Source organism: Paraburkholderia sp. EG304 (assembly GCF_046543485.1).
In the GTDB taxonomy this organism is placed as follows: domain Bacteria; phylum Pseudomonadota; class Gammaproteobacteria; order Burkholderiales; family Burkholderiaceae; genus Paraburkholderia; species Paraburkholderia youngii.
In genome coordinates, this window is record NZ_JBKGUA010000018.1 from 112,688 (window position 1) to 129,684 (window position 16,997).

The following is a 16,997-nucleotide window of genomic DNA, read 5'->3' on the forward strand; positions in this document are numbered from 1 at the left end:
CAAGGGATTACTTGCCACTGCCATTACACGCGGGCCGGCGCATGACTGTGCCTCGCACGGTCGGGCGCCGGCCTGTCGCGATCAGAAACGATAAGTCGCACCCACCTGGAAGAAGCGGCCAAGGTTCGTGTACAGCGATTGGTCGTAACCCGTGATGTCAGGAGTCGACTGCCATTCGACGTCGAACGGCGGCTTCCTGTCGAACAGGTTCTGGATACCGCCATAAATGGTCCAGTGCTTGAAGCCGCGATAGGTGGCCACCAGGTTGAACTGGCTGTACGAGGCAACCGACAGCGTGCCGCCATCGCCGAACTCGGCCGCAACCGCGTTCGTGTAGGGGCCCGTGTACTGCCACGTGAGCGTGGTGGTCAGTTGGCGGTAATCCCAGCTCAGGCTCGTATTGCCCTTCCAGCGCGGATTGCTCGCGCCGAACGGCTGCAGCAGCGCCAGGTTGTTGCCCGCGAAGTCTTGAGTCTCGCCGCCGCCCTTCAGCTTGAAGTGCCAGACGTAGGCCCAGTCTCCCGACAGCGTGAACGTGCCGTACTTCGTGCCCACGCTCTTGCGGAAATCGAGGTCGAAGCCGTCCGTATCGAGCGAGCCCAGGTTCTGGAACGGCATTTTGATGTAGCGAATGGTGCCGTCGGAGTTACGCACGACGAAATTCGGATCGTTCGCCTGCAGAATCGCGTTCGGATCCGGCGTGCCGATGACGCTGTCGATGTGCACCTTGTAGAAGGCCGCACCGAAGTCCGTCGTCGCGTCCGGCGAGAGCGTAAAGCCGATGTTGTAGTTCTTCGTGTGCTCAGGCTGCAGGTTCGGATTGCCGGTCGTCTGCTCCGTCGTGAAATGCTTCGTGGGTGTGCCGCTCGGATCGTTCGGGTCCACGAGGTTCTGGTGGCCCAGATAAACCGATTGCGAGTTCTCGACCGCCGTCGGCGCGCGGAATCCCCGGCCGTACGATGCGTACGCCGTCAGCATGCGAACCGGCTGGAAGCGGAGCGCGAAGCTCGGCGAGAAGGCGCCGCCGAAATCGCTGTAGTGGTCGTAACGGCCCGACTGCGTAAACGTCAGGTTGCGGATGATCGGAATGTCGATCTGATAGAAGGCGGCCGCGACATTGCGCTCGCCGTCCACGGTCTGGACGTTGGCGGGTGCCGTAATGCCTTGCGTCGCATAGGTCTGCGAGTTGATGACGGTCGACTCGTGACGGAACTCACTGCCGACACCCAGACCCACGCCGCCGGCCGGCAGCGTGAAGAGGTTGGTCGTCGAGGCCTTCGCCAGCACCTGGTCGAGCTTCGTGATCGACAGCTGGTTGTCGTCCTGGAACACGCCGTTCAGACCATTCGGCGTCGAGCCCGGGTTCGAGAAGTTATAGGTACCGTTCGCGAGCATGTTCTCGAGGCCCGCCACATTGAGCGTGTTCCCGAAGGTGCTTGCCACGGTACTTTGCGAATGGCCGTACTCTGCCGACCAATCCCAGTTGCCGAACTTCGCCGTGTCGAACGAACCTTTGATGCCCGTGTTCGCCATCAGGAACGTCGAGGTTGTATCGGTGACTCGTGTGTTGTTCGGGAACGTCAGGTTGATCAGCGTCGGAACGCCGTACGGGTTGAACGGGTTCGAAGCCGAGACGGTGCGCGGAACAGGCGAGACCGTGCCCGTCGACGGGTCGAACACGTTCGTCGTGCTGCTGAGCGACGCCGGACCGTTTAACTGCACGGTTTCATTGCGGCTCGCCCAGAAACCTGCATAGGCTTGCGTGGTGTCGTCGATCTTGAATGTGGCGCGCACCTTCGCGTTCAGCCGCGTCGTCGCCGGAATGAGCGACGTGGTGTTCGCAACGTTGTAAGTACACGACTGGCCACCCGTCGCCGTCGCGTTGCTGCCCGGCGGACAGGGGCTGAGCGCCTGATGGGTGCCGTCCGCGAGTTGCCAGTACGACTGCTGGTTCGGACCCAACGGCGCCGCGTTGCCGCCCGGAAACTGCGTGAAGTCCTGGTTTTTCGTCATGTCGCGGTCGGCGAGCGTCGAACCGCTGTCACGATAGTAGCTGGCGGCCGCCGTGATGTTCCAGCGGTCGGAAGTCAGGTTGCCGACACCGCCTAAAACGCTGAAGCTGCCCTCGGCATTGCCGGGATGCTGCGCCTTGCCGAGCATGGCGTCGAGCTGCAAGCCCTCGAAGTTCTTCTTCGTGATGATGTTCACGACACCCGCGATCGCGTCGGAACCATACACAGACACAGCGCCCGTCTTCACGATTTCAATGCGGTCCACGATGTTCATCGGGATCGTGTTGATGTCGAAGAACGTGTCGGTGAAGTTGACGGCCTGCGCGTAGTTGGCCACGCGCTGCCCGTCGACGAGCACGAGCGTGTACTTTTCGCTGAGGCCGCGCAGTGCGAGGCCTGCACCGCCCGGGGCCGAGCTCGAAGCCGTCGATTGCGACCAGCTGCTTGCGGAGTTGACCGCTGTGCCGCGCAGGAAGTCGGCCACGGTTGTGTAGCCGCTTTGCTGAATTTCTTTCGCGGTGATGACTTGAACCTCAGTGCGGCCTTGTTTGTCTGCGCTGCGGATCAGAGAACCTGTCACCTCGAACTTCTGCAACTGCTTCACCGACGTCGTTCCCGCCGCGGCGCCCGATGTTATGGTCGGTGCGGCCCCCGCCGCATTCGCGTCTTGCCCATCGGGTTGAGCAGAGGCCGTGTCAGTTTTCGCCGCTGCGGTGCTCGGCGATTGAACCTGTGCAAACGCCGTGGTTCCAAGCGCAGCCGTCAGCGCAATCTCTGCCCACACTATTTTCCTTATGGTAGATCCCAAAGCCGTGAGTTTCATTTTTCCCTTCGTGTGTCATTGACCCAAATCGACATGCCAGAGAACACCTTTGGCACTTTCCCCCGAGCGGTACCCGTCCGAGACCGCCCCGTTACTTCATGACCTCCGCCCACCACCGACTATGCGAACGCCAAAGTCATCCCTTAACCATTTCGGTGATCAACGAGGATGACAAAATGTCCTGATTCTTGTCACAAGAAGTTTCAGGCAAAGCGAATCCCCAGCCATCGTTCGCACGGATACGATGGATCCTTTTGTATTCACACATATTCATACACTTAGGAGAATCGAATGTATGAAACGAAGATGCGCCGCGAATGCGGCAAACCCAACAATGGTTAAAACAATCTCGGCGAACCTACCCAGACAATCACGGTTTCTTCGGTAGCCGCATTGGCCCAGCCGTGTGGGACCGTCGACTCGAAGTGCGCGCTGTCACCCGGATCAAGCATAAAGGTACGACCCTCCAGGCTCAGCGAAACCCGACCGCTGAGTACATAGAGAAACTCTTCTCCAGCATGTGTCGTCACTTCCGACGGCGGCTGACCGGCAGGCATTCGGACGAGAATCGCGTCAAGCTGCCTGCCGACCGCTGCATTGGTGAGGCGAGCAAACCGATTCGCCGAGTCGGCAAAGCTGAAGTACTGCCCTTCGGCTGCGCGGCGGACGGACTTCGCCTCGGTCGGCGTTTCGACGAAGTACTGCATTGTTACTCCAAGCGCTTGCGCAATACCGGCCAATGACGAAATGGACGGTGTCGCCTGCCCTCGCTCGACCTGGGAAAGGAACGGCTTCGAGATTCCGGCTGCCGTTGCAGTCTCGTCCAAGGTACGCTCGAGTCGCTTGCGCAGCGCTCTTATCTTGCTGCCCATCAATAGAGGGGCGTTGCTTTTTCTGTCATCACGTTTCATATCTGTAACCAAAGATATCAGTAAAAAAACAGTGTCAAAATTTGTTTGATGACAGCAAAATTTTTTTTCCTTTAGGCCACGCTACGCCAATGCGCCGTATTGGTGCTTGCACTCGTTTCACTTCAGCGCGTCGCTCGGACTGTGAAAGGTAAAGCGGCATTGCGCCCCCGCTGATGAAGATTGCTTTGTTTATCAAATGACTAGCGTCGACGGGCGGCAACCGATATAAAAACGTTGGCCGAGAAAATCTGAAGTTCCGGCTTTCGGAAATTCGCCGCCTTGGCGCAACGACCTTATACACAATTCCCCTAAATGCATCGCATTGGGGATTTCGCACCAAAAATGTCATGGCGTTCTCTATGCACAGAACGTCGCTTTAGATTACTGCCTCTAGTCAGCCCTTCTTGCTAGTTCTGGCATTTCGATGGCTAGCACCCTCCGTTCGAGCCAAACGGAGGCTTAGAGTCATGGTGCGAACACCGCCGGCATGGACAAGTTTAGTGGAATGGAGCTTCACCCAAAAAAAACAGGAGCGGGATCCTGCATAGCTTGTCGTTGAGGAATTGAAGTGGCTAGCGTAAGAGCCCTTAACAAAGTGAATGAACGAGCTATGCAACGGCATCGCTCATGATCACTCCAGTCGTTGTTGACCGGAAGTCATGGTTGTTCGCCCACACCGTTGCCGGGGCGCAAGCCAGTGCTGATCTTTACTCGCTCGTCGAAAAACGCCGACGACTATGCCGCGCTCATGCCATAAGCACTCCCCGGCTGCGCCAGGCCTCCGAGAGACGTCGTCAAAAGACCGCTTACGATCTATCGTCGCAGCAGGAACTTCCGGGCTGTGCAGTTACTGCGTGGCCACACAAACTGGAAAGTACGGTCCGCTGCCTCGGCATCGAGGTAGACGACGCACCTGAAATGGCAGAACAGACTGAGCAGTAGGATGATGGCCCCTCAGCGAGGGGACGCTGACCGGCTACTTGCAGAGATTCACGACGCCCCGCGGGTTGTTGATCAGTTGCAAATCGACATTGACGACATTTTCTTCGAAAGGCAACATGCTTCAATGAGCTCCGACGCGCTCAATTTCATCCTGTGCACCATGACCGCCAGTGGCGAGGCGTGGGGATCGCGACGTCCATACACTGTACACAGCTTTTTCCAACGGCCCCGCGAATCATGACGGGGCCGCGTCTTTTATGCCGCTCCGAATTGCGTTGGCGCAAATAGGAATGATTGCATGCATGACAGAGTAGGTGTTTCCGTTCTCGGTGACGGTGCCGACGTGCCGTTTTGGCCGCTCGAATCAAGGAGCGTTGCGTGCTGACGATGCGAAAAGCGAATCGCGATGACGCGTTCGACGCGTGGGATATCCGTAAAACATCGGTGCATGCTGCGTGCGCTGAGCATTATCCCAGAGCGGCCCTGTCGGCGGATTCAACCAGTCGATGCATGTTTCTAATTCGTCGACATATGAACAAACCTCGACGGAAGCCTGAGATGCTGCAGCGGCCGACAGAAATCCAGATTGAATCAACCCGGCTCCTGATTAAACCGTTCACGGCCAGCGACGCCGATGCCACGTTCGCATGCATCACCCCTTCGCTCACCCGTCACATGGCCTGGGAGACGCCGGCATCCCGGCAAGACTTCGACGAGGTCTGGCAGTCGTGGATACCGTCGATAGACGACGGGTCAGACTATGTATTCGCGATGCGGCACCGCGCAGACGGGAGTTTTCTTGGGTTGGCCGGACTGCACCGCGTACGCATGGAGAGCCCGGAACTCGGCATATGGATTCGTGAAGATCGTCATCGAAATGGCTTCGGCCGCGAGGCCGTAACTGCCGTTGCGCAATGGGCAACGCGAACCATTGGCTGTGCAAGCTTCACCTATCCGGTCGCGGAAGAGAACCGCTCGAGCCGGCACATTGCCGAATCGTTAGGCGGCGTCATCGTGGAAAGCCGCGTGACGCCAAAGTACACATCCTGCGTTTACCGAATTCCACGCCGGCCAGTCACAAACCAGGTGTAAGCGGTTCGGCCTTCAGATCGACATCCTTCGGCACAGATGTCGCTCGGCTTTGTGTTGCAAACCGATGTTTGATACGTTTTCAACAAGCTCCACGATTCCATTCGATGAAGATGCATCTCAGAGTCGCTCGGCCCGTTTCCGATCTTGCCCGTACTGAACGCATGTATTGCTCAGCGCTTGGTCTGGCCGTGCTCGCCAGATTTCAGGATCATCAGGAATTCGACGGGGTGATGCTTGGAAGTCCCAGCATGGACTATCATTTTGAGTTTACCCATTGCAGCGAACATCCTGTGATGCCTCGCCCAACGAGTGAGGACTTGCTGGTGTTTTACATACCGGATCGACAAGTGTGGAGGGCGATGTGTGATCGCCTTGTCGAAAATGGATTTGTTTGCGTAAAGTCGTTCAATCCTTACTGGGACGTGTCGGGTCGAACATTCGAGGATCCTCACGGCTATCGGCTCGTCTTGCAAAATGCAGCATGGAGCGCCTGACCCTATCGCGTATCGGTCTTCTTACCGGCGGTCCGCACGTCGCTTGTGGGGTCGCACTGAGGCGACCGCCCCCGAAAATTTCCCTCATCAGGGCTGACGATGACCTTTCCGATAAGCTATCGACGCGCGACAATCGAAGACGTTCTGACAATCTGCGAATTGGGTCAAATTTTGAATGCGAGCCACCACTTGGCACGCCCCGACATCTACGCAGATGCCACCACAGAATTCGGCCGAGACGAGCAGCACTGGCTCGCCAGCCTCCAAGGAGAAGATCGAGCGACGTTTCTTGCCGAGTTTGGCAGCAACGCCGTCGGTTTCATTACGATTCAGGTGGTGAAACCGATAAGCCCGCTATTGCAGCCGATGGTCGTCGGTCGCATCGGTTCCGTCGCAGTTTTAGAAAAAATCAGAGGACGCGGGGTCGGCAGCTCTCTTATTAAACTCGCAGAAGAGTGGGCGCGGAAGCAGGGTGCCACCGATATCAGACTAGCCGTCTGGGAGTTTAACGAACAGGCGGTCAATCTGTACCGAGAATTGGGCTACGAGATTCGCGCGTTCGAGATGGGAAAGCGGATTCGGACCTCGTTGGATATCCCGTGCGCCTGAGCCGGCGACCGGCGACTGCGGCCCGGACGTGACGAAATGGATCGCTGACGATGAAGATCCGTTGGGCCCTTTTCCGGTAGGCTCAACTTATTTCCGCCCTTCCGACGGCGCCGCCAGCTTTAAGTCCGCGAAGATAGAAAGGTAGGAGCGAAAGCTGCCAGACCGGTTCAACGTTCTCGAATGTGGTTGATGAGCGATGTGAGAACGTGGTCGACCCATACCCCATTGATCCTCAGATAGGAACGAGCCAAGCCTTCACGCTCAAACCCTAGCCGCTTCAATAGTTGTTCGCTACGAACATTTTCAGGTCTAAAATTCGCCATTATTCTGTGCAAGCCGATTTCGTCAAAGATATAGGTGATCGCAGAGGTCAATGCTTCGCGCATCAAACCTTGTCCCTCAAACCGTTTGGCAAGCGAAAACCCAAGATGACATGCCTGAAACGGGCCACGCACGATGTTGGTGAAGTTGCATTCACCGACTATTTCGCCGGTTCCAAGCGAAAATAGGAGTAGATGCACTGCGACTCCCGAGTTGTTGTTGTGCGCCATCATAGACAGCCGTCGGCGAACTGATTTTTTTTCAAAGAAGCTTTCGGCTCTAAGCGGCTCCCAAGGCTGCAGGTGAGCGCGATTTTCAATGGAGTATTCGTGCAACTCATGCGTGAATTGCTCACATGCCGGTACAAGTTTCAGGCGTGCCGTTAAAATTTCACGCGGTAGTACATCGATGTGAACCCTCGTCACGTCGTCCTCCATTGAAAGCACGGTGAAGTAGTGTAATCAGAAATTGTTCGTCAACAAATCGGCCGGCGACATATTGATTCAATGTCCGCGGTGGAAAATCCACGAGACGGCCTCCGGTCGTGTCATACCGTTTGTATGGACTGGGGACCCGATGTGATCGCCGCACTCGGCCGTCGGGCGCTAGTCGACCACAGTCCGTCGTCCGCATCGCCGCCAAAATCCGCGACCATCGTGATATCACCAACATGTGCCGGTTGAAAATGAAATTGCCTTTCGGAACACCGATGACCGCCAGCACGTCGCGTCGCGATGAAATGGTCTGTTCCTCGTTCTATTCGTACACACATCGAATGACGAAGCGGATCGCAGTTGGATCAGGATCATCGGTGGGCGAGTACTTTTTCAGCAGAACGGACTTGGCGACAAGGTTCTTGATGGTGTGAAGGCGCTCTTTGACGCACGACCTGACGATGTGCCAATCCCGGAATTAGAAGTAAGAAAAATCTGGGCAGAGAAGATGCTTGAGCGAGCAGCCAAAGGGGACGTGGAGGGCAACTTCCGTCTTCACTGGCTTTTGTTCGTTTTGCTCGAGGATTACTTTCCCTCGTCGCTGGACCGAAGTATCGCGGCGAATTCGAAGAGCGTGTCAAACAGATTATGGCCGAAATCGTTGCTAGCCGCGACGACCTGTTGATTTTCATCGACGAAGTGCACACGATTGTCGGCGCAGGACAAGGTGGCAACGAAGGCGGGCTCGACATAGCGAACACCTTCCGCTCAAGTTCAAGTACAAGTTGCGCGCTGCTTATCCAGGCGTGCTGATCTACACCGGCAAATACACAGGCGAACGCGCGCGGCGCCGTCGAGTCGGACTGGCCCGACCTCATCGCCTCCGGCCGACCGTTCGTCGTCAGTCCCGAACTCGTGCAGCGTTTGCGCGTCGGCGCGCCGCTCGCGCAACATCATCGGGAGACGCTGTTCGGCGGCGGCGCGAACGGTCTCACGGATTACCCGGTGCTTAAGAACCTGGCGGCTTGAGCTTCCGCGGGAGCGCGCTCACGCCCGCTCAGCGTGTCATGGCAGAACAGCGGCGGCGAAATGCGATTGCACAGCAATGCGGCCAGACACAGCGCCCTAATTGCATATTCCGTGAGCAACAGCCAGAAGAGCGGTCTGGATATCGAAAAGACCGAAGGGAGCGCTGGCCCGACCGCGAGCACGCTTGCGCAGCAGAGAAACGCGAAGACACCTCGACAGCTTCGCTTTCCCGAGATTGCGAGACTCCCAATGCAGATCCATATCAGTTTCGCAACGACGACCGCACACATTGCGGACGAACTGGGGCTCGCTGCATCCAGCTCGATCCGCGTTTGTGCAAGTGACAATATGCCGACGGCGAGGATGAGCAGTCCGGTTACGTAGTTCCAATTTTCCGCGCGTTTTTTGCGAACCGGGTTTGGAGTAGCTGCCAGATAGCTCCCGAAATCCGATATGCTGGCATCACCCGTGAACCTCGGCGGCGTGTCTTCGATCCTCATGACTATGCTCCGTTCCAGGCGATGCCGCCCGCTTTCGAAATCGCGCGTATTGGTGAACGACTGGCGCGCTGGCGCGACGCAGTAGTAGCATGTGGTCATTATTCGCGGCGGCGCCTTAAAAGTCGTCAATGGCGGACTTAAGCGATCTGACGAATGCTGAGTAACGGTGGCCCTCAAATACTCGACCGAACCTTTGGGAAGGCAACAGGAATGGAAGGCGTGAACGTCTCGCGCTCGCCGGATGGCTCTATCGCCAATGCGAGCACCTCCATCGTCTATGTGGTGGACGACGACGAACTACTTCGGCGCTCGCTGGGCTCGCTGCTGCGCTCCGTTGGCCTGCAGGTCGAATTGTTTGCGTCGTCGCGCGAGTTCCTCGAGTATGAGCGCCCTCACGTCCCCAGCTGCCTGGTTCTCGACGTTCGTCTACGAGGCGAGAGCGGCCTCGCGTTCCAGGAGCAAGCCGACCGCTCCGGCATCGCGATCCCGATCCTCTTCATGACTGGCCATGGCGATGTGCAGATGTCGGTCAAGGCGATGAAACGCGGCGCCGTCAATTTCCTCACGAAGCCGTACCACGATCAGGAGATGATCGACGCCGTCACCGAGGCGCTGCAGGTCGACGCGCGGCGTCTCGATGCGCAACGTGAGCTTGCTGCACTCAAGGCAACGTTTGAATTGCTAACCGCCAGGGAACGCGAGGTCATGGGATTCGTCATCGCCGGCATGATGAACAAGCAGATCGCGGCGGCCATGAACATTCATGAAGTCACCGTGAAAGTGCACCGCGCTCAAGTGATGCGAAAAATGGAAGCACGCTCGGTCCCCGACCTCGTTCGCAAGGCCGAAGCGCTGGGTATCAAGCCGCACGACACGCGAATCAGCGGCTGATCGCGCCAATCGCCCCGGAGCCTCATGCATGCCTGTGCCGCGCGTCGTGCCCGCTAGCCGGAAAATGCGAGCGGCAGCTTGAACACGAATGACGAACCGCCCGAAGCACGGCCGTGAGCGTGAAGCGAGCCGCCGTGTGCTTCCATGATCGATCTGCAGATGGCGAGCCCCATCCCCATGCCGCGCTCCTTGGTCGTAAAGAAGGGCTCGAAAATGCGTTCGGCGATGTCCTCGGCGATGCCGGTTCCTGTATCGGCAATGGTCACGATCACCCAGTTGCCGTCCCGCTGTGACGCCACCGTGAGCTCACGCGCATGTTTCGCGCCGTCCATCGCGTCCAGCGCATTCGTAATCAGATTCAGCACTACCTGCTGAACCTGGGTTCGATCAGCGAGCACCTCTACGCTGCCGGCATCGAACTCGGCGTGCAGCACGACACCCTTCGTGTCGATTTCCATCCCGGTCAGCTTCAGCATCTCGCGCAGCACGTCGTCAATCGCGACAGGCGCAAGGGTCGCCGGCTCCTGCTTTGCCAGCGATCGCAGGGAGCGCACGATGTCGGCCGCTCGCAGACCAGCAGCCCGGACGTCCTCGAGGCTTGCGAGCACCGCCTCCTTGAAATCGGGACTACTGCCATTGAGCCAGCGAACGCCAGCACCGACGCTCGAGATAATGCTGGTGAGCGGCTGATTGATTTCGTGGGCAATCGAGGCCGCCATTTCTCCCAGCACCGTCAAATGCGCGGCCCGCGCCAAGTCCGCCCGAGTGCGGCCCAACGCAGCCTCGGTCTCCTGACGGCGCGCATTCTCTTCCACGAGTTCCGCATACAACCGTGCCGCTTCGAGCGAATTCGCCGCTTGTGGCGCCAGCACTTCGAGCATGGCGATCTTGCCGGGCGTGAATACGCTATGCATCAGGGAATTCTCGAGATACAGCACACCGATCAGGATTCCTTGCTTCATGAGCGGCTGACAGAATACCGAGCGGGCCGAATGAATGCTGAAGCTTTCCGAGTGTGCACCCTCCCCCTCCTGCGGTGCGTCGTCGAACACCAGCGGCTTTTTCGTGTGCACTACGGTGTTCAGTATCGAGAGCGGAATGTGCTGATCGGTCGGTGTCGCGGAGCCGATATCGACGAGAACTTCGCTTTCCACTACCCGGCCCGTCGCTTCGATTTGCAGTTTGCCGTGGCGCATGAGCAGCAGCAGGCCGTATCGGGCTCCCGCATGCACGATCATGTTCTTCATCAGATTCTGAATCAGCCGTTCGAGAATGATCTCTTCTGAAAGCGACTGGGCCGTGCGCATCGCGACCATGAAATCGAGGTCGTCCTTGCCGTGAGCGGGAAGCAAACGCGGCGTGGTGACGTCGTCGATGGCGAGAAATGCGTAGTCCTTCTCGAGTTGGGCGGCTTTTGCCAGGGCCCCCCAGCGTCTGTAGCACGCGTACGCAATCCGCAGATGATGCCGTGCCACGCCAAACAGTTCGAGGCCTGCGGCATGGCGTCCCGCAAGCTCGTGCGCAAGCGCCTGTTCGTGAACGAAACCCGCCGCCGCGGCGGCGCTGGCCGACGCTTCGTAGCGCCTCATGGCCTCTACGTGATTGCCCGCGATGCGTTCACGCTCCGCTTCGAGCAGCGCGAGCTTGTTCTGAAACGTGCCGGGGTTCAACGCGGCCCAGACGGAGAACTGATCGAGATGGTCCTTGAGTGCAGCTTGTAACGACGCGTCGCCGGTTTGCCGCGAGTTCCCATAGACGAGCGTGAGCGCGCCATAGAGCCTGAAGTCCGAGAGCAGGATATGCGCCGGGGACGACCACGCAAACGCCGCCGCGTCACGCAAAGCGTCCCCGGCCGCCTGCAGGTCTCCAAGCAGAAACCCGGATTGGCCCCGCAACACGAGCGTCCAGAAGGTCAGCACCGGCATGCGCGGCGCCTTATCGGCCGCGGTAGCCGGACCGGCGCCGTCTGGCGCGAGCCATGAGCCGATTCGCGGGCCATTGCCGTGCCACAGCGAGATGACGAATTCCGCCTGCGTCGCCAGCAGATCGACGATGTCCCGATAGGCCGTGCCGCGCGCCGCCGCCAGCAGCGGCGCCAGCTCTTCGTGAATCTTCGGTAGCGCTTCGCCGATGGCGATCAGGTCCGCCACGATGTGGTTGCAGCTGTAGCACATCCAGCGCAACTCGGCACTCAGGTTGCCCGCCGCCTTGGCTTCGCGGGCCCGCGCCAGCGCCCACGACAGCGGCTGGGTCCAGACCGCCACCTGATCGAGCGCGATCAACGCCGGGGCCCGGTAGCGTTCGAAGCCATGGTGGTTCACCAGGGCGAGCGCGACCTTCGCGTATTCGAGACCCTCGTCATAGTCTCCCCAGGTCTGCGCGACGTAGACGCCATACCATGCCAGGCCCTGCACGGAAGCGCCCGTCACGCCGTGGCGCAACGTCAGTTGCACCACGGTCGCGCAATGCAGCAGCGCGAGGCCGCTCGGCTCGAACATCGCGGCTTCCAGCGCCGTCAGCAAGGCCATCACGGCCTCGATGCGTGGGTCTTCCATTCTGGGCAGACGCACGAGATCGCCAATCTGCCGCTCACCGAGTTCTGCCCTGAGCGCATCTCGCGCTGCGTTCAGATCATCGTCCGATGGACGCACCGGCAGATGCACGCCCAGGCGCGCGAGGCCTGCAAGCGCGACGTTCACTGCGCCCGCGTAGTCCGAGCGCACCGTGAGCAAGGCCGCCTTGAGGCGATGCGCCTGCGCGTGATCCACGTTCGAGCGCGTCTGCGCCATCAGCACGTCGATCTCCTGCGCAGCGGCGTCGAGACGCCCAAGCGCGAGCAGGCTCTCGCAGCGCAGCACCGCGATCCTCAGCGCCAGTTCGTAACGGTTGGTCCAGCGCGTCTCGCCAAGCAGCTCGGCGGCGCGCGAGAGATACGCGAGCGCGCGATCGCGCGCCGCCGCCACGATCGCCCGCATGGCGGCCTCGACGAGCACGCCCGCAAATGCGTCGGCCTGCGCGCCGCTCAGCGATGCTTCGCGGGCAAGCTCGATCTGCGTGGCGATGTCGAGTGCGATCTGATCGACGCGATCGCTATGCAGATCGATCATCGCCATCGCGATGGCCGCATGTCGCCCGGGCCGCGCGCGAAGATCCAGCAAGGCATACGAAGCTTCGTGCACGCGGTCGTGCACGAAGGACCAGCCGTCATCGCGCGCTTCGACGAGTCCCGCGCGGCGAGCCACATCGAGCCGCCGGCGAAGCTCCACCAGGGGTAGACCGCACACGCGCCCTAGCAGTGCTTCATCGCTCTGGATGCCCATGCAGGCAAGCCACTCCAGAACCTTCCGCACCTCAGGCGACAGACGTTCAAGCCTGGCCGTCACCAGTTCGATGATGCTGTCCGTTTGCCGCAGCGCCTCGATGCTTTCTTCGTCCCAGATCCATTCGCGTTTCGTGCCGTCGAACCTGACGAGCCGCTCGTCAAAGAGCGCCCGCATGATCTGGCGGACATGGAATGGATTTCCCCCCGTCTTCGCCCGGACGATGCGTGCGAGACGCTCGACGCGCGCAGGCTGCTCGTCGATGAGCACGCCGATGAGTTGCGCCACGTCCTTTACCGACATTGGCCCGAGTGTGATGGCGAGCGAGCTTCGAGCTTTGACACGCTCGACGAAATCGCCGAACGGGCTGCTCCGGGCAGCGTCTTCGCTACGCCACGCAAGGACGAGAAGCATATTCGCGGGCCGTTCGGCGGCGACGGTCTCGACGAACGCAAGCGTTGCTTCGTCGGCCCATTGCAGGTCATCGAGCAACAGCACCAACGGAGCCCCTACCGACGCGAACGCGCCAAATGCATGCACGAGCGCAAGCTGAATGCGCCGAGCCGGCGTGTCCGCGCCTGGCTCGGTGTCGGCGCTGCCCGGCCCCGCCACGAGTTCCACCTCGGGGACGAGCCGCACTAGCACATCCAGGTAATCGCCCGCGCAAGCGTTCAATCGTGCGCTCCACTCCGCGAGCGCGGCGCCACCCTTGCCGATCACGTTCATGCACAACGACTTCAAAGCCTGCACGACCGGGCCATACGGAGGTGGAGACTGATACTGGCTCGCCTTGCCCGAAGACCAGAACGACGACGGCAGCAGACGCTTCCTGAGATCCGCAGTGAGCATGGTTTTGCCTACGCCAGGCGCCCCTTCGATCAGCACGATCCGCGCCTCTGCCGATTGCAACACCGCGCCATAGGCATGGGCGAGCTGCGAGGCCTCGGTTTGTCTGCCGACGAGCGACGTCTCGCTCTCGATGTGCATGAGCCGCTCGCCACGGGCGATCTCGAAGCGGGCGATCGCGCGAGACGCGTCCCACTCCGCCTGCATGTGAATCAGATCCTGGCACAGCGATTCTGCCGTCTGATACCGGTCGCCAGCTTCCTTGGCAAGCAGCCTTGCAATCAGCTCGTCGAACATGGCCGGAGCGTCGGCGCGAAACTGCCACGAAGGCGCCGGCTGCATGGCGACGTGCGCGTGAAGCCACTCCTCCGCGGAACTCGCGTTGAAAGGGAACGTTCCTGTGAGCAGGCGGAAGATCGCGACTCCGAGCGAGTAGAGGTCGCTGCGCTCGTCAGCGAATCTTTTCTCGGCACGCGTACGCTCGGGCGCGGCATACGGCGCTGCAACGGTACCGAGATGCTCGTCGAGCGGCAGGTTCTCGTGGGTCGAGCGCGTGGTCAGAAACGAACGGATCCGAACGCGGCCATCCACGGCCCGCACGAAATTAACGAGTTGCACGTCACCATGCACGAGCGCGCGGGCGTGCAGTTGCGCAAGAGCCTGAGCCATGCCGCGAGCGATTTGCAGTACCTCTGAAATCGACAGGCTACCGTTCGCGAATTGGTCGAGCGTGATACCGAAGGGCTCGGGGTAGAGCAGCACCGGCCCGTCGCCGGCGCGGATCAGCGCGCTCGGCGTCACGGCCCACTCCGGTGCGAGCCGGCTTCGCAGATCGTACTCGTGCTCGAACTGACGACACCGCTCGCCGAACGCCCAGGTGGTTTGGCGTGCTCGCCACTGCGTGCCGGTGCGAGCCTGGAGAAGACTGAACTCCGCTATGTTCCCTGACGATCCGAGGAAGCGCGGTTTTGTCTGCGCATATTGGACTTCGTCCCAAACGATGCCGTCATCAGAAGGATACTGTTCGCTTTCCGCCATCATCGCCCACCTATCGCCTGCTCAATTTCTCCCGGCCGCCGGCGAGCTGAACGCGCGGGACGGCTGCAGGCGATCCAGCATGCATGCCAGTCTCAACGTTTGCAAATGCGATTGGCTTAATTGTGGTTAAACGTTCTGAAGCGCGCGATGGAGGATTCACTTCATACGCGCTCCACCAGGAGCGGATGCGAGCCCTACCACCCGTATTTGAGTTCCACACCGGCGTAGTCGGCGTTATGTCCACCCGCTTGGCGTATCGTGTTGCCGACCTGGAAGTGCACTGCTTCGATCGAACCGATCAGGTTGGCCGCTATCGTCCAGTCAGCGCGCAACTGCACGTACATGCCCGTCCACAGGCTGCCTTTGCCCGCAGTGCCAGGCACGATCTGGCTAGCCTGCTGATACACGGCGTCGCCGGTCGTCTCGCGCCACTGGAAGCCCAGCGCGCCGAGTAGTGCGAGATTCGCGGTCGGTTTGAGCGTGATGGACGGCTTGACGTGAATCAGGTTCGTGTATCCGGTGTAGCCGGCGAGCGTGAAGTAATACCCGTTCGGAAACAGCGGATTGAACGTTTCGACCCGGCCATCGTGCGGATGCCGGTCGCCCGAAGCCGCGTCGACCTGCAGTCCGATGCGGGGCGACCATGGCATGTCGAGCTTGTAGCCCGCAATCGAACCGATCGCCCACGCGCCGATCGTGCTGTTGCCAACCGTTCCCGTTTGCAGCATGCCTTCGATATCCCAGTCGAAGCGGCCGTGCGTGCCGGTATAGCGCAGGTCCCAAACGTCACGATGCTCGGGGCCGCTCGCGTCGAGGTATCGCGCGTTGGTACGGTTATAGCGCGACCAGTAGCCGGACAGATCGCCCGGACCCACCGACTGGCGTTCGAAGCGCACGCCGCTGAACGTGAGATCGCGATTCGATATGTCGTCGAAGACCGTCGCGTTGCGATTCTGCACGGGCTGTGTCGCGTAAGCAATGAAGCGCCACTTCTGGTATTCGTAGTCGGCCCACACTGCATCGAAAGCCTGGCGCACGTTCGGACCATCGCGTACTGAAACGAAACGCTGCAAGTCGAACGCCATTTCCTGCCGGCCAACACGGAACTTGAACGTGCCGCCGCCGAGTGCGCCCGTGTAGGTCACGAACGCCTGTTCGAGATCCAGCGGATTCTTGTCCACGGGCGTCACCACGTTCTTGCCAAATGCGCGCGCGTCCACGAGTTGCACGAAGAATTGCCAGTGATCGGCAAGATGCGCGTCGGCATGAACCTGGATGCGCTGGATCAGATACGTGTCCGACTGAGTGCCGATGCCGAACAGCGGCGCGTTATTGCTTTCGAGGCGCTCGCGCAGGTTCATGCCGAGCGACAGATACGACGACGGGTTGCCACCGAGCGGAATGTATTTGAGGCTGTCGAGCGGCTCGCGCTGAACACAGGGATTCGCGAGCACCGACCAGTCTTCCTGCCAGCGATTGAACAGGACGATGGGACGTTTGGCGTTGCACGCAGCCGCCGTGGCGCCGCTGGCCGCATTGGCAGAATCAGCCGCGAGGCTCACATCTGCAACGGGCGCGGCAACCGAATCCGCGAACGCAGAGTTGCCGCCCGTCAGCAATAGCCCAGCGAGAGCAGTCAAGCTTGCGGTCTTGTCGAATCGACGCGCGCGCTTCGTAGTCGATGCCATGAGTTTCCTTGCCATTACCGGCTTGTGGTTGTATTCGTGCGCGCCAC

Annotated in this window: 11 protein-coding genes and 2 pseudogenes; 7 read left to right on the forward strand and 6 right to left on the reverse strand. The window is 60.0% G+C overall.

Annotation, left to right across the window (positions count from 1 at the left end):
- Window positions 1–81: 81 nt before the first annotated feature.
- Both ACLFKU_RS21995 and ACLFKU_RS22000 read right to left on the reverse strand, forming a co-directional pair.
- The gene (locus tag ACLFKU_RS21995) at window positions 82–2,835 is read right to left on the reverse strand and encodes a TonB-dependent receptor plug domain-containing protein (protein WP_410850467.1); all 2,754 of its coding nucleotides are present in this window, start codon (window positions 2,833–2,835) and stop codon (window positions 82–84) included.
- A 338-nt stretch (window positions 2,836–3,173) separates the two neighbouring features.
- The gene (locus ACLFKU_RS22000) at window positions 3,174–3,746 is read right to left on the reverse strand and encodes a helix-turn-helix domain-containing protein (protein ID WP_410850468.1); all 573 of its coding nucleotides are present in this window, start codon (window positions 3,744–3,746) and stop codon (window positions 3,174–3,176) included.
- 811 nt (window positions 3,747–4,557) lie between these two features.
- Between ACLFKU_RS22000 and ACLFKU_RS22005 the strand changes: the two are divergent.
- From ACLFKU_RS22005 to ACLFKU_RS22020, 4 genes and pseudogenes are all read left to right on the forward strand, one after another.
- Window positions 4,558–4,688, forward strand: a pseudogene (locus ACLFKU_RS22005) (integrase); the annotation flags it as partial.
- Between the two features lie 558 nt (window positions 4,689–5,246).
- Window positions 5,247–5,780: a GNAT family N-acetyltransferase gene (locus ACLFKU_RS22010; protein ID WP_410850503.1), complete on the forward strand. Its 534-nt coding sequence runs from the start codon at window positions 5,247–5,249 to the stop codon at window positions 5,778–5,780.
- Between the two features lie 104 nt (window positions 5,781–5,884).
- Window positions 5,885–6,274: a VOC family protein gene (locus ACLFKU_RS22015; protein WP_410850469.1), complete on the forward strand. Its 390-nt coding sequence runs from the start codon at window positions 5,885–5,887 to the stop codon at window positions 6,272–6,274.
- A 99-nt stretch (window positions 6,275–6,373) separates the two neighbouring features.
- On the forward strand, window positions 6,374–6,883 hold the full coding sequence (locus ACLFKU_RS22020; protein ID WP_410850470.1) for a GNAT family N-acetyltransferase: 510 nt from the start codon (window positions 6,374–6,376) through the stop codon (window positions 6,881–6,883).
- Window positions 6,884–7,050: 167 nt separating this feature from the next.
- Here the strand turns inward: ACLFKU_RS22020 and ACLFKU_RS22025 are convergent, their stop codons facing one another.
- Window positions 7,051–7,629, reverse strand: coding sequence for a GNAT family N-acetyltransferase (locus ACLFKU_RS22025; RefSeq protein ID WP_410850471.1), 579 nt, complete (start codon window positions 7,627–7,629; stop codon window positions 7,051–7,053).
- A gap of 657 nt (window positions 7,630–8,286) precedes the next feature.
- Here ACLFKU_RS22025 and ACLFKU_RS22030 point away from each other — a divergent pair.
- On the forward strand, window positions 8,287–8,451 hold the full coding sequence (locus ACLFKU_RS22030; protein ID WP_410850472.1) for a hypothetical protein: 165 nt from the start codon (window positions 8,287–8,289) through the stop codon (window positions 8,449–8,451).
- A pseudogene (locus ACLFKU_RS22035) lies at window positions 8,400–8,667 on the forward strand (alkene reductase); the annotation flags it as partial. The gene ACLFKU_RS22030 and the pseudogene ACLFKU_RS22035, both read left to right, overlap by 52 nt.
- Here ACLFKU_RS22035 and ACLFKU_RS22040 read toward each other — a convergent pair.
- On the reverse strand, window positions 8,637–9,167 hold the full coding sequence (locus ACLFKU_RS22040) for a hypothetical protein (protein ID WP_410850473.1): 531 nt from the start codon (window positions 9,165–9,167) through the stop codon (window positions 8,637–8,639). The pseudogene ACLFKU_RS22035 and the gene ACLFKU_RS22040 overlap by 31 nt on opposite strands.
- Before the next feature lie 210 nt (window positions 9,168–9,377).
- Here ACLFKU_RS22040 and ACLFKU_RS22045 point away from each other — a divergent pair, with 210 nt between their 5' ends.
- On the forward strand, window positions 9,378–10,058 hold the full coding sequence (locus ACLFKU_RS22045; RefSeq protein ID WP_410850474.1) for a response regulator transcription factor: 681 nt from the start codon (window positions 9,378–9,380) through the stop codon (window positions 10,056–10,058).
- Between the two features lie 53 nt (window positions 10,059–10,111).
- Here the strand turns inward: ACLFKU_RS22045 and ACLFKU_RS22050 are convergent, their stop codons facing one another.
- Window positions 10,112–15,025 (reverse strand): ATP-binding protein, encoded by a 4,914-nt coding sequence (locus ACLFKU_RS22050; protein ID WP_410850475.1) that lies wholly within the window; start codon window positions 15,023–15,025, stop codon window positions 10,112–10,114.
- 431 nt (window positions 15,026–15,456) lie between these two features.
- On the reverse strand, window positions 15,457–16,950 hold the full coding sequence (locus ACLFKU_RS22055) for an alginate export family protein (RefSeq protein ID WP_410850476.1): 1,494 nt from the start codon (window positions 16,948–16,950) through the stop codon (window positions 15,457–15,459).
- Window positions 16,951–16,997 lie beyond the last annotated feature (47 nt).